General features: G+C 38.6%; 25 protein-coding genes. 2 read left to right on the top strand and 23 right to left on the bottom strand.

Annotated elements, in window-relative coordinates:
• Nucleotides 1-162 precede the first annotated feature (162 nt).
• Nucleotides 163-381: a hypothetical protein gene (locus V7183_RS03360; protein WP_097898913.1), complete on the bottom strand. Its 219-nt coding sequence runs from the start codon at nucleotides 379-381 to the stop codon at nucleotides 163-165.
• A gap of 207 nt (nucleotides 382-588) precedes the next feature.
• Between V7183_RS03360 and pdaB the strand changes: the two genes are divergently transcribed.
• Nucleotides 589-1353, top strand: coding sequence for a polysaccharide deacetylase family sporulation protein PdaB (pdaB, locus tag V7183_RS03355; protein ID WP_097898914.1), 765 nt, complete (start codon nucleotides 589-591; stop codon nucleotides 1351-1353).
• Between the two features lie 154 nt (nucleotides 1354-1507).
• Here pdaB and V7183_RS03350 read toward each other — a convergent pair whose 3' ends face one another.
• The gene (locus tag V7183_RS03350; protein ID WP_097898915.1) at nucleotides 1508-2122 is read right to left on the bottom strand and encodes a KinB-signaling pathway activation protein; all 615 of its coding nucleotides are present in this window, start codon (nucleotides 2120-2122) and stop codon (nucleotides 1508-1510) included.
• 138 nt (nucleotides 2123-2260) lie between these two features.
• Between V7183_RS03350 and gerD the strand changes: the two genes are divergently transcribed.
• Complete coding sequence (gene gerD, locus V7183_RS03345; protein ID WP_335358661.1) at nucleotides 2261-2872, top strand: spore germination lipoprotein GerD; 612 nt, start codon at nucleotides 2261-2263, stop codon at nucleotides 2870-2872.
• Between the two features lie 193 nt (nucleotides 2873-3065).
• Here the strand turns inward: gerD and V7183_RS03340 are convergent, their stop codons facing one another.
• From V7183_RS03340 to rpsE, 21 genes are all read right to left on the bottom strand, one after another.
• A complete protein-coding gene (locus V7183_RS03340) occupies nucleotides 3066-4133 on the bottom strand; it encodes an Mrp/NBP35 family ATP-binding protein (RefSeq protein WP_097898917.1) in 1068 nt (355 codons plus the stop codon).
• A 149-nt stretch (nucleotides 4134-4282) separates the two neighbouring features.
• On the bottom strand, nucleotides 4283-4996 hold the full coding sequence (gene cwlD / locus V7183_RS03335) for an N-acetylmuramoyl-L-alanine amidase CwlD (protein ID WP_097898918.1): 714 nt from the start codon (nucleotides 4994-4996) through the stop codon (nucleotides 4283-4285).
• A gap of 66 nt (nucleotides 4997-5062) precedes the next feature.
• A complete protein-coding gene (locus V7183_RS03330) occupies nucleotides 5063-5491 on the bottom strand; it encodes a DUF2521 family protein (RefSeq protein ID WP_097898919.1) in 429 nt (142 codons plus the stop codon).
• 397 nt (nucleotides 5492-5888) lie between these two features.
• A complete protein-coding gene (rpsI, locus tag V7183_RS03325) occupies nucleotides 5889-6281 on the bottom strand; it encodes a 30S ribosomal protein S9 (RefSeq protein WP_000079986.1) in 393 nt (130 codons plus the stop codon).
• Nucleotides 6282-6302: 21 nt separating this feature from the next.
• Complete coding sequence (gene rplM / locus V7183_RS03320; RefSeq protein WP_001260793.1) at nucleotides 6303-6740, bottom strand: 50S ribosomal protein L13; 438 nt, start codon at nucleotides 6738-6740, stop codon at nucleotides 6303-6305.
• Between the two features lie 152 nt (nucleotides 6741-6892).
• Nucleotides 6893-7636: a tRNA pseudouridine(38-40) synthase TruA gene (truA, locus tag V7183_RS03315; protein ID WP_097898920.1), complete on the bottom strand. Its 744-nt coding sequence runs from the start codon at nucleotides 7634-7636 to the stop codon at nucleotides 6893-6895.
• 14 nt (nucleotides 7637-7650) lie between these two features.
• Nucleotides 7651-8445 (bottom strand): energy-coupling factor transporter transmembrane component T family protein, encoded by a 795-nt coding sequence (locus V7183_RS03310; protein ID WP_097898921.1) that lies wholly within the window; start codon nucleotides 8443-8445, stop codon nucleotides 7651-7653.
• Nucleotides 8433-9314 carry an energy-coupling factor ABC transporter ATP-binding protein gene (locus tag V7183_RS03305; protein WP_097898922.1) on the bottom strand — a complete coding sequence of 294 codons (882 nt, stop codon included), beginning with the start codon at nucleotides 9312-9314 and terminating at the stop codon, nucleotides 8433-8435. The genes V7183_RS03310 and V7183_RS03305 overlap by 13 nt, the downstream gene beginning before the upstream one ends.
• Nucleotides 9290-10132, bottom strand: coding sequence for an energy-coupling factor ABC transporter ATP-binding protein (locus tag V7183_RS03300; RefSeq protein WP_097898923.1), 843 nt, complete (start codon nucleotides 10130-10132; stop codon nucleotides 9290-9292). The genes V7183_RS03305 and V7183_RS03300 overlap by 25 nt, the downstream gene beginning before the upstream one ends.
• Before the next feature lie 110 nt (nucleotides 10133-10242).
• The gene (gene rplQ, locus V7183_RS03295; protein ID WP_000331491.1) at nucleotides 10243-10605 is read right to left on the bottom strand and encodes a 50S ribosomal protein L17; all 363 of its coding nucleotides are present in this window, start codon (nucleotides 10603-10605) and stop codon (nucleotides 10243-10245) included.
• Between the two features lie 35 nt (nucleotides 10606-10640).
• On the bottom strand, nucleotides 10641-11585 hold the full coding sequence (locus tag V7183_RS03290) for a DNA-directed RNA polymerase subunit alpha (protein ID WP_097898924.1): 945 nt from the start codon (nucleotides 11583-11585) through the stop codon (nucleotides 10641-10643).
• Between the two features lie 180 nt (nucleotides 11586-11765).
• Complete coding sequence (gene rpsK, locus V7183_RS03285) at nucleotides 11766-12155, bottom strand: 30S ribosomal protein S11 (RefSeq protein WP_000101799.1); 390 nt, start codon at nucleotides 12153-12155, stop codon at nucleotides 11766-11768.
• Between the two features lie 24 nt (nucleotides 12156-12179).
• Nucleotides 12180-12545, bottom strand: coding sequence for a 30S ribosomal protein S13 (gene rpsM, locus V7183_RS03280; RefSeq protein WP_000090789.1), 366 nt, complete (start codon nucleotides 12543-12545; stop codon nucleotides 12180-12182).
• Nucleotides 12546-12566: 21 nt separating this feature from the next.
• The gene (gene rpmJ / locus V7183_RS03275) at nucleotides 12567-12680 is read right to left on the bottom strand and encodes a 50S ribosomal protein L36 (RefSeq protein WP_000868344.1); all 114 of its coding nucleotides are present in this window, start codon (nucleotides 12678-12680) and stop codon (nucleotides 12567-12569) included.
• Nucleotides 12681-12715: 35 nt separating this feature from the next.
• Complete coding sequence (infA, locus tag V7183_RS03270) at nucleotides 12716-12934, bottom strand: translation initiation factor IF-1 (RefSeq protein ID WP_001029884.1); 219 nt, start codon at nucleotides 12932-12934, stop codon at nucleotides 12716-12718.
• Nucleotides 12935-13002: 68 nt separating this feature from the next.
• Nucleotides 13003-13749, bottom strand: coding sequence for a type I methionyl aminopeptidase (gene map / locus V7183_RS03265; protein WP_097898925.1), 747 nt, complete (start codon nucleotides 13747-13749; stop codon nucleotides 13003-13005).
• Nucleotides 13749-14399: an adenylate kinase gene (locus tag V7183_RS03260; RefSeq protein ID WP_097898926.1), complete on the bottom strand. Its 651-nt coding sequence runs from the start codon at nucleotides 14397-14399 to the stop codon at nucleotides 13749-13751. The genes map and V7183_RS03260 overlap by 1 nt, the downstream gene beginning before the upstream one ends.
• A 52-nt stretch (nucleotides 14400-14451) precedes the next feature.
• The gene (gene secY, locus V7183_RS03255) at nucleotides 14452-15753 is read right to left on the bottom strand and encodes a preprotein translocase subunit SecY (RefSeq protein WP_097898927.1); all 1302 of its coding nucleotides are present in this window, start codon (nucleotides 15751-15753) and stop codon (nucleotides 14452-14454) included.
• Entirely contained in the window at nucleotides 15753-16193 is a 441-nt protein-coding gene (rplO, locus tag V7183_RS03250) for a 50S ribosomal protein L15 (RefSeq protein ID WP_017150138.1), read from the bottom strand. Before rplO ends, secY begins: the two co-directional genes overlap by 1 nt.
• A 33-nt stretch (nucleotides 16194-16226) precedes the next feature.
• Entirely contained in the window at nucleotides 16227-16409 is a 183-nt protein-coding gene (gene rpmD, locus V7183_RS03245; protein WP_001085234.1) for a 50S ribosomal protein L30, read from the bottom strand.
• Between the two features lie 16 nt (nucleotides 16410-16425).
• Nucleotides 16426-16926, bottom strand: coding sequence for a 30S ribosomal protein S5 (gene rpsE / locus V7183_RS03240; protein ID WP_003194373.1), 501 nt, complete (start codon nucleotides 16924-16926; stop codon nucleotides 16426-16428).
• Nucleotides 16927-16928: the final 2 nt, after the last annotated feature.

Raw genomic sequence — 16928 nt, 5'->3', positions numbered from 1 at the left:
TTTTCAGAGAACTCGTTTGTCGCTCATTTGCGACTTCCTTATGTTAACATTTCTATGTTTCAATGTCAACTAAGTTTTTTATTTCGTTTGTCGCGTTTTGCTTTGTTGCTATCAGCGACGTCTATTAATTTACCATACGTTAAACACTGTAGTCAACACTTTTTAATAAAAAATTCTTTTTCTTACATAACTAATACATTCTTCTGCATTCGCTACTTTTCGAAACAAACAAAAAATGATTTTATATCGTTCTTCCATCGTCTTTTTCACAACATTATGTATACGTTCATCCTCAAAATCAAATAAAAGTTCATCAAGCTCTCTCTTTAATATACATTGCATTTCTTTCTGTTCTTCTCTTGTCATCATAATCCCAATCAAATAATCACCCCAACAATTACTTACATAAAAATAACACTCTCATCGATTTTAATCTTTATTATCCAAGACCGTTGAAAGCAATCTTTGTAGAATTTCAATCGTATTGTCTATTATATCCACTACTTACGATATTAATTCTTTAGTTCTCTTTTCAAATCTTCATGCATATAAGTAACTGAAAAGGATTGGACAAAGGGGCGGAATATTATGTTTTTCTTTTTTATCACGAGTAAGCGCAGATTTAAGCACATTAGTTTAATAATTGTACTTTCCTTATTTACAGCATGGTTGCTTTTCTTAAAAACGTATTCTCATGAATCTGCTTTCTCCACTGCTACTGGGCCAAAAGTTATTTATAAAGGCGATACCACTAAGAAACAAGTTGCATTAACGTTTGATATTAGTTGGGGGGACAAAAAAGCAATTCCAATCCTTGATACATTAAAAGAAAGAGAAATTAAGAACGCAACATTCTTCCTCTCTGCAGCATGGGCCGAAAGACATCCTGATATTGTCGAACGCATCCTAAAAGATGGCCATGAAATTGGCAGCATGGGTTACAATTATACATCCTACACTTCACTAGAAGCGAACGAAATGCGAAGGGATCTTTTACGTGCACAAGATGTATTCACAAAGCTTGGTGTGAAACAAGTCAAGCTCTTACGCCCTCCTAGTGGTGACTTTAATAAAACAACGCTCAAGGTGGCAGAATCTCTTGGTTACACCGTTGTTCACTGGAGCAATAATTCAAACGACTGGAAAAATCCTGGTGTAAATAAAATTGTATCAGCCATTTCTAACAATTTGCGAGGCGGAGATATCGTTCTATTACACGCTTCTGACTCCGCACTTCAAACAAACAAAGCTCTACCATTGCTCCTGCAAAAATTAAAAAGCGATGGTTATGAACAGATATCCGTATCGCAACTAATCTCTAACACAAGTGCAAAGAGTAAAGATATCAATTAAACCACTCAACTCTCACTTATCCTGTATTAGCAATCATCAATAAGAACCCAAACCCATTGAATGAAGTTTCACGGTATGTTATCTAATATTTCTCTACACAAAAAGGATGTACCACCTCATATAAAAGGTGTTACATCCTTTTTTATTTTCCCCCTTAACTAGCTGCTTTACTTCTTTGTCCTATTAAACGATGTAATATAAGTAACTGATATGCATTGCACAATAAAAGTGGTATAACCATTAAATATAGCCAATCTGTATCATTAACCCGAAGCGCTGGCACCCATTCGAGAATCGTTACAACAACCATAAAGAATAAAGCAGGTATAAACGCCTTTTTATTCGTTTCTTTACTCTTTATATACGCTACAATGGCACCAAATATAAATAAAACCCCAGCCACAAGAATATTATTACCTAATGAAACATCTCCATTTGCAATAAGCACAGATCTTAAATAAACGAAGTCAAACAAGACAAACGCAATAAAAAAAAGCTGAACCGCGTTCCAAAGAGAAGACGAACGAAACATTCCTAACCCAAAACGATGAACTGTTAAATAAGCAAAGAAACCCATCTGACTTATAACACTAAAAATAAAACCGACACCCATTAACCAAAAAGAAACTGCTAAAATCTCTCTTCCGTCGAAATTTTGAAAAAATTTAGCGTACTTGTCCCAACCTAGAATAAAGCCGATAAAGATTGTGCTAATCCCACCAAGAAACAACGTCGTAAAAAATAATCGTACCCACTTTCGACTATTCACAACCCATCCCCCATTATTCATATATTTCTAATTAAATTGTATCAATGACAATTTCAAAAAGCTAGCCATGAACATGTATAAATTCCTTAAAGATATTTATATTAAAAAAGAGAACTGTGTTGAAAGGAGCTCCCACTTATGAAACGGATGCTGCTCGTTTTGGTTTCTTCGATTCTGTTTACTCTACTTGTCGCATGTGCACAAGGAAAAGAAGCGAAATCCGAATTAGATTACGATCAAACAAAAAAAATGATTGTCGATATTTTAAAAACTGATCAAGGAAAGAAAGCGATCCAAGATGTATTAACCGATGAAAAAATGAAACAAGCACTTATATTAGATGAAACTGTAGTAAAGAAAACAATTGAAGATGCAATGGTATCCGAAAAGGGACAACAGTTTTGGGGGAAATTATTTAAAGACCCTGAGTTTTCAGCGAAGTTCGCTAAAAGTATGGGGAAGGAACAAACAAGCTTAATGAAAACCCTATTAAAAGACCCTGAATACCAAGCAGGCGTTATAGAAATTATGAAAAATCCCGAAGTAGAAAAAATGATGCTGCAAACTATGAAAAGTAAAGAGTATCGCCAATATTTGCAGCAAGTATTAACCGAAACTACGGAAAGCCCACTCTTCCAAGCTAAGATGATTGATATCATTGGCAAAGGTGTTCAAAAAGCCGAAAAAGGTGGAGGTTCTGAGAAAAAAGAATCTGGTGGTGGCTCACAAGGTGGGAACAAAGGACAATAATAAGGAAAATGACTATATATTGTAAATTCCCCATCACTATATACTAGGATGGGGAATTTTCTACTTCTTTTATTTACCTCGCTATATGCAGGCAGTAATGCTCTCACCTCAAACTTCAGCGAAAATAATGAAGTTTGAGGTGAGGTTAATAATCAGCGAGAGTTAAAAAAACTCCACTAATTAAAGTTTCACTTTATTTCTGTTTCACAGATGTTCTATCAATAACTTGTTCAGCTATTGTTCGATAGATAATTCCTGTTTTATGTGTATCTTCGTATACTGATGGTGCAAAGTCTTCTTTATTCCAATCCGGTTGCTGAAGTGGAATTCTGCCTAGCACATCAGTTTGTAGTTCTGTGGCTAATTTATCTCCTCCACCTTTTCCGAATACATATTCTTTTTCACCAGTTACTTTACTTTCGAAGTATGCCATATTTTCAATAACTCCAAGAATGCTATGTTCAGTGCGCAGTGCCATTGCACCCGCACGAGCCGCTACAAATGCAGCAGTTGGATGAGGCGTTGTTACAATAATCTCTTTACAAGATGGGAGCATTGAGTGAACATCTAATGCTACATCCCCTGTACCCGGTGGTAAATCTAATACTAAATAATCTAAATCACCCCACTCCACTTCTGTGAAAAAGTGATTTAGCATTTTACCAAGCATTGGTCCTCTCCAAATAACTGGTGCATTATCCTCAACAAAGAAGCCCATTGAAATTACTTTAACACCTAATCGCTCCACTGGGATAATTTTATCTCCTCTTACAATTGGACGCTTTTCTATGCCCATCATATCTGGCACACTAAAACCATAAATATCCGCATCAATAATACCGACTTTTTTCCCTAAACGAGCTAGTGAAATTGCAAGGTTAACCGAAACTGTTGATTTACCCACGCCGCCTTTTCCACTTGCAACCGCTAAAAATGTTGTTTTAGAATGCGAAGATAGTAGCGATTCACTTCCCTGCTCTTCTTGCGGTGGTGCAAACTGCGCTAGTTCTTCCTCCGTAAATTCAGCAAAACGTAAACCAACTGTTGCTGCTCCAAGTTCTTTTACAAGTTTAACAATAGCAGCCTGCAACTGCATTTGTTCAGCAGTCCCTGTTTTTACAATCGCAATTTTCACGCTCACATGCTCTTTCTCAGGCTTAACAGTTACCTCTTGAATTGCATTTGTTTCTTTTAATGTTTTATGTAGAAATGGATCAGTAATCCCTTCAAGTGCCTCGACCACTTGCTCTTTCGTTACCATAATTACCCCAGCCCCCTGTATGAAAAATAAAGTAATGTTAAATGAATTGGGTTTGTTCATTTTTATTTTCAAAATAAATGCGTTTACATTTCCAGTATAACATATTTTCCGAAAACTTCGTTAACGAGAGGTCCTCAAAAAAATCCTCCTTACTCAGGAGGATTTCCTTTTTCCGTAAAGTAACGCAGTATCCCCCGGTATATCGCAGCTGCAACCTTTTGCTGATACTTCTCTGAATTTAACATATATCGTTCATTTACATTCGATAAAAAGCCGGCTTCAACTAAAGCACCTGGTGTTTTTGCATACTTAAGTAAATAGACATGAGAGATTGTTTTAGCTGAACGATTTGTGTTTTCTAGACTCGTTCGCAATTCAGCTTGTATATACTTTGCTGCACGTTCATTCTCAATTAAAGAGCGATAATAAAACGTTTGCGCTCCCTTCGAGCTACTGCTAGGCAAAGCATTTAAATGAATGCTCACAAAAAAATCTACATCAGGCTTATTAATGATCTCTACACGTTTTTTGAGATCCTCTGCTTTGCGCCTACTATATGACTTTGTGTCTTTATCAGCTAAATCATAATCTCCCTCTCGCGTTAAAATAACTAAAGCACCTTGTTCTTGTAAATAATCTTGTACCATTTTGGTAATTTCCAGTGTAATGTTTTTTTCTACAATATCTTCCCCACCAACCGCCCCTCCATCTGGTCCCCCATGCCCAGCATCTAGCACAATTACTTTCCCAGATAAGGGTAAATTCCAAGCTCGCCACGATTTTGTAATTTGAAATTCTTGTTTTACCAGGAAAAACAATACAATAGCAGCCAGCACAAAAGAGATAATTCGAATTCTCTTCATACCTTTCCTCCTCCAGCTAGTCCCTCTAATTACTTATATGGGACAAGAGGAAAGTTTATGCTTCTCTTAATGCAGCTTTAAACGATATCTTCTTTCACCCTTTTCGTATCCTTCGCGCCACCATACGCTAATAAATTGCTGGCATGATTCATAAAGTTGTTCCTCATCTTTTGATCCTATCTCTCGCGCGGTCATACTCGTTAAAAAATGAAATAACATTTCCGTTAATTGTTGCTCTTCTTCTAAAGCTCTATATTTCACATCGAAAAAAGATTCGCCATAATAGCCAAATTTACTATATCTTGCTCCTAGTAAGTACGATTCAATTCCTAGTTCAATACAATAATCTTCGTACTGACGATGCAATTCCTTCATATCAAAAGCATCACGGATATTTGAACGCAATGTTTTTAATGACAATTCACGGAGCATCTTCCGTTCATACTTCAATTGCTTTTCTTTTTGTTTTTCTTGTAAGGTGACAATGACATTCATAGTACTTATAAACCTCCCTAATACGTATTAGTCTAAACTTCTAAAGACGAAGCATACGTAAGAAGATGGCACTAAAATATTCCAAGCTATAATACAAAAAATAAAAAAAACGGTGCAAAACCTTTCTTTTTAGATGAGAGAGAGAGAGAGCGTCCGGCCATGCAAGAAGCGGCCAGACCTTTTTTCTGCTCCATGCCGTGTGAAAACAAAAGGAGTATACAGATAGATGCAGGTTGTCTTTTATTCTTCGTAGCAGCAACCTAGATAGCGAAAAGTCAAAATAGATTTATCCTGTAAACTCACGGTCGATGATGAAAGGTTTAATTTATATAGTTCCATTGATTAAGACATAATAAAAAACCCCAGCCGAGTGGCTGGGGTTTGAAGTTCGCAAAAATTAACGTTTTGAGAACTGAGGTGCACGACGTGCGCCTTTAAGACCGTATTTTTTACGCTCTTTCATACGTGCGTCACGAGTTAATAGACCTGCACGTTTTAATGTTAGACGGTATTCTGGGTCAGCTTTTAATAAAGCGCGAGAGATACCGTGACGAATAGCACCAGCTTGACCAGTGTATCCACCACCATTTACGTTTACAAGTACATCGTAGTTACCTAAAGTTTCTGTTGCAACTAGAGGTTGTTTCACTACTTCACGTAATGCAGCAAATGGGATATAGTTTTCAAAATCACGACCGTTAATGATAACGCGTCCTTCGCCTGGAACTAGGCGTACGCGTGCTACTGAACTCTTACGACGTCCAGTACCATAGTATTGTACCTGTGCCAAAGTAAGCCCTCCTTTAATTAATTATCCGCGAAGTTCGTAAACTTCTGGTTTTTGTGCTTGGTGTGGATGCTCAGCTCCAGCATACACATTTAATTTTTTAGACACTTGACGTCCTAAACGTCCTTTTGGAAGCATGCCTTTAATTGCAAGCTCTAACATTTGTACAGGGTAGTTTGTACGCATTTCTAGAGCTGTTCTTTGTTTAAGACCACCTGGGTGGTTAGTGTGACGGTAGTAAATTTTATCGTTTAATTTATTACCTGTTAAATGAATTTTCTCAGCGTTAATAATAATTACATGATCACCCGTGTCAACGTGTGGTGTAAATGTTGGTTTGTTTTTACCACGTAAAATGGATGCTACTTCACTAGCAAGGCGACCTAAAGTTTGACCTTCAGCGTCAACCACATACCATTTACGCTCAACTTCGTTAGCTTTTGCCATAAAAGTCGTACGCATTTGTTTCCCTCCTCGTTATCTTTTCCATAGAAAAAATCTATTGTTTATCTTAAACACGATTTCCTTCCGGGGCTAATCGTGGTTTTAGAAACAATACCATATGTTATGATATCCTTTTGAGATTCTAATGTCAAGCAAATGTTACACCAGGATTAGTTGTTATAGTTTACCTGCCATAAATAAAGCCCTTGCCCTGGCACCATCTTCCCAGCAAAACGACGATCTTGTTTTTCTAAAATCTCTGGAATGCTGTCAGGAGCTATCTTTCCTTGTCCTACGCTAAGTAGCGTACCGACAATAATTCTAACCATATTATATAAAAATCCATTGCCTACAAAACGAAAAATTAATTCATCATCTTGTTCAATTACATCTATTTCATAAATTGTTCGCACTTTATCTTTTTTATCAGTTTTTGCCGAACAAAATGAAGTGAAATCATGTGTTCCCATAAAATAAGGAATTGCTTTTCTTATAGATTCTATCTCTAGTGGATACGGATACTGATATACATAATTTCTACGGAATACATCAGCTGTTTTAGATAATAATACACGGTAACGATACTCTTTTCTCTCCACACCGTAGCGTGCATGAAAATCTTCTGTTTTTTTCTCTACTTGCAAGACAACAATATCATCTGGCAACATTGTATTTAAAGCATTCATCCATTGCCATTCTTCAAGAGATAACGGTGTATCAAAATGAATCACCTGTCCTCTTGCATGAACAGTAGAATCTGTTCGCCCTGATGCCTGAACACGAACAAGCTCTCCTTTATGCAATTTTTGCAGAGCTTTCTCTATTTCTTGTTGAACAGTACGATGCTGTGGTTGAATTTGATACCCACAAAAATTGATGCCATCATATGCAACTGTACATTTTATTCTTTCCATCTCTCTATTCTCCATTACGATCGCACCCATGCTAGAATACACGCTAAACAAAGTAAACTCACTATTGTTAACGTATCGCTTGTTTTCCAGCGTAGCTGCCTAAATTTAGTACGTCCTTCACCGCTTTGATACCCGCGTGCTTCCATTGCAATTGCTAAGTCCTCAGCACGCTTAAAAGCACTAATAAACAGAGGGACGAGTAAAGAGATAACAGCTTTCAGCCGATCCTTTATCGGTCCACCAGCAAAATCAATACCACGGGATGCTTGTGCTTTCATAATTTTACTTGTCTCATCCATTAATGTTGGAATAAAACGAAGAGAAATAGACATCATTAATGCGATTTCGTGAACAGGAACTTTTAAACGCTTTAATGGTTTTAATAACGTTTCCATACCATCCGTAATCTCGATTGGTGTTGTCGTTAACGTTAATAATGTTGTCATTAAAATAATGACAAAGAAGCGTATTGAAATATATATCCCTTGCTCTAATCCTTTTTCATGTATCGAAAACCAACCAAGCTGGAACAGTACATCCCCTTCTTTATTCGTAAAAATATGCAGGAAAAATGTAAAAAGGAAAATCCATAAAATTGGTTTTAAGCCCGAAAGTACATAACGAATCGGCACTTTTGCAAAAAATAAAGCAATGAGTGCATATAAAAATAAAAATCCATATGAAATCGCATTATTTGCTAAAAAGACAACAAATACATATAAAAAGACAATCAACAGCTTCGTACGAGGATCAAGTTGATGAATGAGTGACTGACCTGGAATATATCTCCCAATAATCAACTGCTGCATGATTCATGACCACCTTTTCGTAACACCTGTACAACTTCATGAGTAAGGTCCTCTAAAGATAAGGTAGCCTTTGGAATCGAAATACCAAACTTCTCTTCAATTGCACGTTTATACTTTAAAGACATTGGAAGATCCACACCGATTTGTTCTAGCTCATCCGCATGTGAAAATACTTCCTCTGCTGTTCCTTGCAAAAAGACCGTTCCTTTATGCATAACCACAATTTGATCCGCATATTTAGCAGCATCCTCCATATTATGGGTAACAAGGATTACTGTAAGCCCCTGCTCCTTATGAAGCTTATAAAACATCTCCATAAGCTCATGGTGTCCCTTTGGATCAAGCCCTGCTGTGGGTTCATCTAATACAAGCACTTCCGGTTCCATCGCAAGTACGCCTGCTATTGCAACACGTCTCATTTGTCCACCGCTTAACTCGAACGGAGAACGTGATAATAATTCTGGATCCAATCCAACAAGCCTGATTGCATCTCTCGCCTTTTGCTTTGCCTTTTCTTCAGGTACACCGAAATTCGAGGGTCCAAAACAAATATCCTTCTCAACTGTTTCTTCAAATAGCTGATGTTCTGGAAATTGAAAGACAACCCCTACCTTTTTTCGCAGCGGCTTTAACTTCTTCGCTTTCTTTTGCGCGGAAATTAAATGTTCTCCAATTTGGACTGTACCATGTGTTGGCTGCAATAAGCCATTTAAATGTTGAATCATCGTCGATTTACCGGAACCAGTATGACCGATAATGGCATAATAGCCCCCACTTGGAAACGACACGTCTACATCATAAAGCGCGCGTCTTTCAAATGGAGTCTTATATTGATAACGATGCTCTACCTTTTGGAATGTAATCTCCAAAGTTCGTTCACCAAGCTTTCCATTGTAAGATGCGTATTTTGCAGCGGAATTTCATTTCTTTTTAATAATTCTGCTATTTTCACTGAAAAAGGTACATCTAAACCAATTTCTCTGAGCATATGAGAGGACTTAAAAATTTGCTGTGGTGTCCCTTCCTCTAATATTTCTCCCTTATTCAAAATAATGATGCGATCTGACTGCGCAGCTTCTTCTAGATCATGCGTAATTGATAAGACAGTAATCCCTTTCTTACCAACAAGCTGTCTAACCGTTTCAACTACTTCACGTCTTCCCTGTGGATCTAACATTGATGTTGCCTCATCCAATATTAAAATAGATGGTTGGAGAGCTAAAACACCCGCTATCGCAACACGTTGCTTTTGTCCACCAGATAATGAATGCGGTTCTTCATTTAAAAACTCCTCCATCCGAACAAGCTGCAACGCTTGATTCAGCCGTTCTACCATCTGTTCCCGGGGCATTCCAATATTCTCAAGCCCAAATACAACGTCGTCTTGTACTGTTGTACCTACAAATTGATTATCTGGATTTTGAAATACCATACCAATTTGCTTTCGAATATCCCATACCGTTTCCTCAGATAGAATCATTGTGTCGTTTACAGTAATCGTACCTGATTCTGGTAGAAATAAACCATTTAATAATTTTGCAAGGGTAGACTTTCCTGAACCATTTTGTCCAATAACAGATATCCACTCTCCCTCATATAAAGAGAATGATACATCTTTTAACGCATAAGAAGTTGCCCCGGGATATTGAAATGATATATTTTGTGTGCGAAGCTTCTCTTTTTTCAATACAAGGCACCCTCTCTCGTTACTTTACCAAGTTAGCCTATTTTCTTATATTAAAAAAAAGGGCCATGACCAGTTACTTGAAAAGAACTGTCCTGCCCTTTTAATTATCATTATACTAACTCGATAATTACCATTGGTGCTGCGTCTCCGCGACGTGGACCAATTTTTGCAATACGAGTGTATCCGCCTTGACGCTCAGCATAGCGTGGAGCTACATCAGCGAATAATTTTTGAAGTGCATCTTGACCAGTCTCAGCGTTAGCAACTTCATTGCGGATGAAAGATGCTGCTTGACGACGAGCATGAAGATCTCCGCGTTTACCTAAAGTGATCATTTTTTCCACTACAGAACGAAGTTCTTTTGCACGAGTTTCTGTCGTTTGAATGCGCTCGTTGATAATTAAATCAGTAGCTAAGTCACGTAACATAGCTTTACGTTGCGCACTTGTACGGCCTAATTTTCTGTATGCCATTCGTAGTTCCCTCCTTTGTTGATGAATTTAAATCCTCAGTCGTCTTTGCGTAAACCTAAGCCTAATTCCTCAAGCTTATGCTTAACTTCTTCTAAAGATTTACGTCCTAAGTTACGAACTTTCATCATATCTTCTTCTGTTTTGTTCGCAAGCTCTTGTACAGTATTAATTCCTGCACGTTTTAAGCAATTATAAGAACGAACAGAAAGATCAAGTTCTTCAATAGTCATCTCTAGAACTTTTTCTTTTTGATCTTCTTCCTTCTCGACCATAATCTCAGCATTTTGTGCTTCATCAGTTAAACCAACGAAGATGTTTAAATGCTCAGTTAAGATTTTGGCACCCAAAGAGATAGCTTCTTTTGGCCCGATGCTTCCATCCGTCCATACATCAAGCGTAAGCTTATCATAATTTGCCACTTGTCCGACACGTGTCTTTTCCACTTGGTAAGTGACACGTGATACTGGAGTATAAATAGAATCAATAGGAATAACTCCTATTGGTTGATCCTCGCTTTTATTTGCATCAGCTGGCGTATACCCACGGCCACGCTTTGCAGTTAAACGCACGCGGAAATGCGCATCTTTTGCTAACGTCGCAATGTATAAATCTGGATTTAAGATTTCAACATCACTATCGTGAGTAATATCACCAGCTGTGACAATACCTTCGCCCTGTACATCGATTTCCAACGTCTTCTCTTCTTCAGAGTAGATTTTAAGAGCTAACTTTTTCAAGTTTAAGATGATCGTTGTAACGTCTTCTACTACGCCCTCTACTGTTGAAAATTCGTGTAATACGCCATCGATTTGGATGGCAGTTACAGCGGCACCAGGGAGTGAGGATAAAAGAATACGACGTAAGGAGTTACCCAAAGTAGTACCATATCCACGCTCAAGCGGTTCAATCACGAATTTACCATACTTAGCATCTTCGTTAAGTTCAACCGTTTCGATTTTCGGTTTTTCAATCTCAATCATTAACTAAACCCTCCTTCAAAACGTCGAAACCCCGGCTAAACAAAGGAAAAACCTCTGTCTAACCGAAAGTCCCCCTTAGGCAGTTCCCGATTGTGCACAACAAGCGATGTTTCTGTACGAAATTTCTCGATAATGCATCATATCCATTATAGACAAAAGGGAAAATTCTATACAGAAAAATTACACACGACGACGTTTTGGTGGACGACATCCATTATGAGGAACTGGAGTAACATCTCTAATTGCTGTTACTTCTAGACCTGCAGCTTGAAGAGCACGAATTGCAGCTTCACGACCAGCACCAGGACCTTTTACAGTAACCTCTAAAGTTTTTAAACCGTGCTCCATTGCAGCTTTAGCAGCAGTTTCAGCAGCCATTTGCGCAGCGAATGGAGTAGATTTACGAGATCCACGGAAACCAAGTGCACCAGCACTAGACCAAGAAAGCGCGTTACCGTGAGTATCTGTAAGTGTTACAATTGTGTTGTTGAAAGTAGAACGAATATGAGCTACACCAGCTTCAATATTCTTTTTCACACGTTTTTTACGAGTGTTTGTTTTACGTGCCATTGTTAGTTCAACCTCCTTTACTTATTATTTCTTTTTATTTGCTACTGTACGACGTGGACCTTTACGCGTACGAGCATTGTTTTTAGAGTTTTGACCACGAACTGGTAAACCACGACGGTGACGAAGACCACGGTAAGAACCGATCTCCATTAGACGTTTAATGTTAAGAGATACTTCACGACGAAGGTCTCCCTCAACTTTAATACGATCGATGATATCACGGATACGTCCTAATTCGTCTTCCGTTAAATCACGAACTCGTGTTTCTTCAGAAACACCAGCTTCAGCAAGAATTTTTTCAGCAGTAGTACGACCAATGCCGAATACGTAAGTTAAAGAAATAACAACGCGTTTGTCACGAGGAATATCTACACCTGCGATACGTGCCATTACGAATGCACCTCCTTCTGATTAACCTTGTTTTTGTTTATGTTTAGGGTTTTCACAAATAACCATTACTTTTCCACGTCTACGAATAACTTTACATTTTTCGCAGATTGGTTTAACTGACGGTCTTACTTTCATGTCTCGAACCTCCTTAAAGATTACGGAGTGCTATATTATTTAAAACGGTACGTAATACGACCACGATTTAAATCGTACGGAGATAATTCTACCGTAACTTTGTCTCCTGGTAAAATACGAATGAAGTTCATACGGATTTTACCAGAAACGTGAGCCAATACGACATGCCCATTCTCTAATTCTACTTTGAACATAGCATTTGGCAACGTTTCAAGAACGGTACCTTCGACTTCAATTACATCATCTTTAGCCATTCAATAGTTCTCCCTTCTTCAAATCAGTAACATTTTACACTGTTCTGAAATCCCGGAGAGCCAGCTACTTATAAAGTGGTAAGGATTTCGTATCCTGCTTCTGTAAGAGCAATCGTGTGCTCAAAGTGGGCACACCATTTACCATCTACCGTTACCACTGTCCAGTCATCAGATAGTGTTTTTACATATCGTCTTCCTTGGTTCACCATCGGCTCAACACAGATGACCATTCCCGGCTTTAATCTAGGACCTTTATTTGGTGGACCATAGTGCGGGATTTGTGGGTCTTCATGTAAGTCTTGCCCGATTCCGTGACCAACATACTCCCTAACGATCGAGAACCCATTATCTTCAGCATACGTTTGAACCGCATGTGAGATATTTGATAATCTCTCGCCTGGTTTTACTTGTTCTAGACCAAGATACAACGATTTTTCTGTGACATCAAGTAGCTTTTGAACAGATTCAGAAATGTTTCCTACTGGATACGTCCATGCAGAATCTCCATGGTACCCATTGTATTTCGCACCAATATCGATACTGATGATATCGCCTTCTTGGAGCTTGCGCTTTCCTGGAATCCCATGTACAAGCTCTTCATTTACAGAAGCACAGATGCTTCCCGGAAATCCGTTGTATCCTTTAAAAGATGGCGTAGCACCATATTTTCGAATCGTCTTTTCCGCTATTTGATCGAGCTCTTTCGTTGTAATTCCTGGAGCAATATGCTTTTTCAACTCTTGATGAGTTAAAGCAACGATCTTGCCAGCTTCTCGCATGATTTCTATCTCGCGAGGAGTTTTGCAAATGATCATTACGCTAAGCCTCCGATGAGAACATCGATATCAGCAAATACTTTATTGATATCTTGCTCACCATTAATGCTTTGTAAGTAACCAAGCTCCTCGTAGAAATCAAGCAAAGGTTTTGTTTGCTTAATATTTACTTCTAAACGATTTGCTACAGTCTCTTCATTGTCATCAGAGCGTTGATATAATTCGCCACCACATTTATCACACACGTCCGCTTTTGCTGGCGGATTGAATTCTAAATGGTAAGTCGCACCGCACTCTTTACAAATGCGACGGCCTGTAAGACGTTTTAATAGCAATCCTGAATCCACATTAATGTTTAAAACATAGTCGATTTTTTTGCCAAGATCTTTCATAATCTCTTCAAGCGCAGATGCTTGTGCAACTGTTCGTGGGAAACCATCTAGTAAGAAGCCTTTAACGCAGTCTTCTTGACTTAGACGTTCACGAACGATTCCGATTGTAACTTCATCTGGAACAAGCGCACCTTTATCAATAAAGGACTTAGCTTGTAAACCAAGTTCAGTTTCAGCCTTCATAGCTGCACGGAACATATCACCTGTTGAGATGTGAGGGATGTTATACTTGGCAACAATCTGCTCGGCTTGTGTACCTTTACCGGCACCAGGAAGCCCCATTAAAATTAAGTTCATCTTTGTTCCCCCTCATAATGAGCATGTAGGGAAGACACCTCTTCCCACTTACTCACTGCTTGATAAACCCTTTGTAATGGCGTTTTACCAGTTGGCTTTCTAGCTGCTTCATTGTTTCTAAAGCAACGCCGACAACGATTAACATACTCGTTCCACCAATCTGTGCAGATGGAGGAAGGTTCCCCAGCTTGGTAAATATAACTGGAAGAATTGCAATCGCTGCTAGGAAAATAGATCCTACAAAGGTCAAACGATACAAGATTTTTGTTAGATATTGTTCTGTATTCTTACCCGGACGAATACCAGGAACATATCCACCTTGTTTGTTTAGATTCTCTGCCATTTGCTCTGGATTAACCTGAACAAATGCATAGAAATATGCGAAAGCTACAATGAGCGCTACATATATAATCATTCCCACAGGGTGAGAATAGTTAAAGTTTTTGATAATCCACTGCGATATATCATGATTCGGGAAGAACTGTGCAATAGTTGGAGGTGTAATTAAGAATGAAACAGCAAAAATTACTGGAATAACACCCGCACTATTTACCTTAAGCGGTAAATGTGTGTTTTGTGCTCCAGTATAACTACCATTTCCTCCTGTTACACGCTTCGCATATTGAATCGGGATCTTTCTAACAGCTTGTTGGATGAAAATAACACCCACTACAACTGCTAGCACAGCTAGTAAAACCAATACGACTTTAACGATACTCATGAACAGTTGATCTCCGACATTTTGAAACTGTTGTAAGTATACTTGATGTAATACATTTGGGATCGCCGCGGCAATACCACCAAAGATAATAATGGAAATACCATTTCCTACACCTTTAGCGGTAATCTGTTCACCTAACCACATTAAAAATGCAGTACCAGCAGTCAGTACCGTTGCAATGTATAAATAAGTGCTCCAACCTGGATTCAAAATTAACTGGCCACCTGCCATACCGTTAAAACCGATTGACATACCAAACGCCTGAATAAACGCAAGAACAATCGTAAAGTAACGCGTGAATTGTGTTAACTTACGACGGCCCATTTCGCCTTGCTTCGACCATTCCGAAAATTTAGGAACAACATCCATCTGCAATAATTGCACGATGATGGATGCTGTAATATACGGCATGATTCCCATCGCGAAGATGGAGAAGTTTTTCAAAGCGCCACCGCCAAATGTATTTAGGATTCCTAATGCATTTAACTGATCTTGTGCTTTCAGTACATCTCCATTTGTAAATGGCACTGGGATAAACGTGCCAATCCTGAATACGATTAACATCGCTAAAGTGAATAATATTTTACGTCTTATCTCAGCAACGCGCATAAAGTTGGAGATTGTACGAAACATTAGATCACCTCAACTGTTCCGCCAGCTGCTTCAATTGCTTCTTTAGCACTTGAAGAGAACTTGTGCGCTTTAACAGTAAGTTTTTTCTCAACTGCTCCGCTTGCAAGAACTTTAACACCGTCGTTTAATTTGCTGATAACGCCAGTTTCCAGCAATAATTCAGGTGTTACTTCTGTACCATCTTCAAAACGATTTAACGTTGCTAAGTTTACGATAGCAAACTCTTTACGGTTAATGTTTGTGAAGCCGCGTTTTGGTAAACGACGGAATAGTGGAGTTTGACCACCTTCAAAGCCAAGACGAACACCGCCGCCAGAACGTGCGTTTTGTCCTTTATGACCTTTACCAGCAGTTTTACCGTTACCAGAACCGATACCGCGACCGACACGGTTACGTACTTTACGAGAACCTTCTGCAGGTTTTAATTCATGAAGTTTCATTCCCAGGCACCTCCTTATATTAATGAGTTATCCTTAAGCTTCTTTTACAGTTACAAGGTGAGAAACTTTGTTGATCATACCAAGAATAGCAGGAGTTTCTTCCTTAACTACAGTTGAATTCAACTTTTTAAGACCTAAAGCTTCTACCGTCGCACGTTGATCTTGTGGACGACCAATTACACTACGAGTGAGGGTAATTTCTAACTTTTTCGCCATTTGTTTTCCCTCCTTCTTAACCTAGTAGCTCTTCTACAGATTTACCGCGTAATTTTGCAACATCTTCAGCACGCTTAAGTTCGCTTAATCCGTTCACAGTAGCGCGAATCATGTTAATTGGTGTGTTAGAACCAAGAGATTTCGAAAGAATATCTTGTACACCAGCTAATTCAAGAACCGCACGAACTGGTCCACCAGCAATAACTCCAGTACCTTCAGCAGCAGGTTTTAAGAATACTTCACCAGCTCCAAAATGACCGTTGATTGTGTGTGGAATTGTTGTACCAACTAATGGTACTGTGATTAAGTTTTTCTTAGCGTCTTCGATAGCTTTGCGAATTGCGTCTGGTACCTCTTGTGCTTTACCCGTACCGAATCCAACATGACCGTTTTTATCGCCAACTACAACTAGTGCAGCAAAGCGGAAACGACGACCACCCTTAACAACTTTCGCGACACGATTTATCGTAACTACACGTTCTTCAAGTTCTAATTTACTTGGGTCAATGCGATGCATCA

Origin of the sequence: Bacillus sp. JJ1127, assembly GCF_036965845.1 — a bacterium.
Lineage (GTDB): Bacteria > Bacillota > Bacilli > Bacillales > Bacillaceae_G > Bacillus_A.
This window is presented reverse-complemented; position numbering and strand designations above follow the sequence as displayed.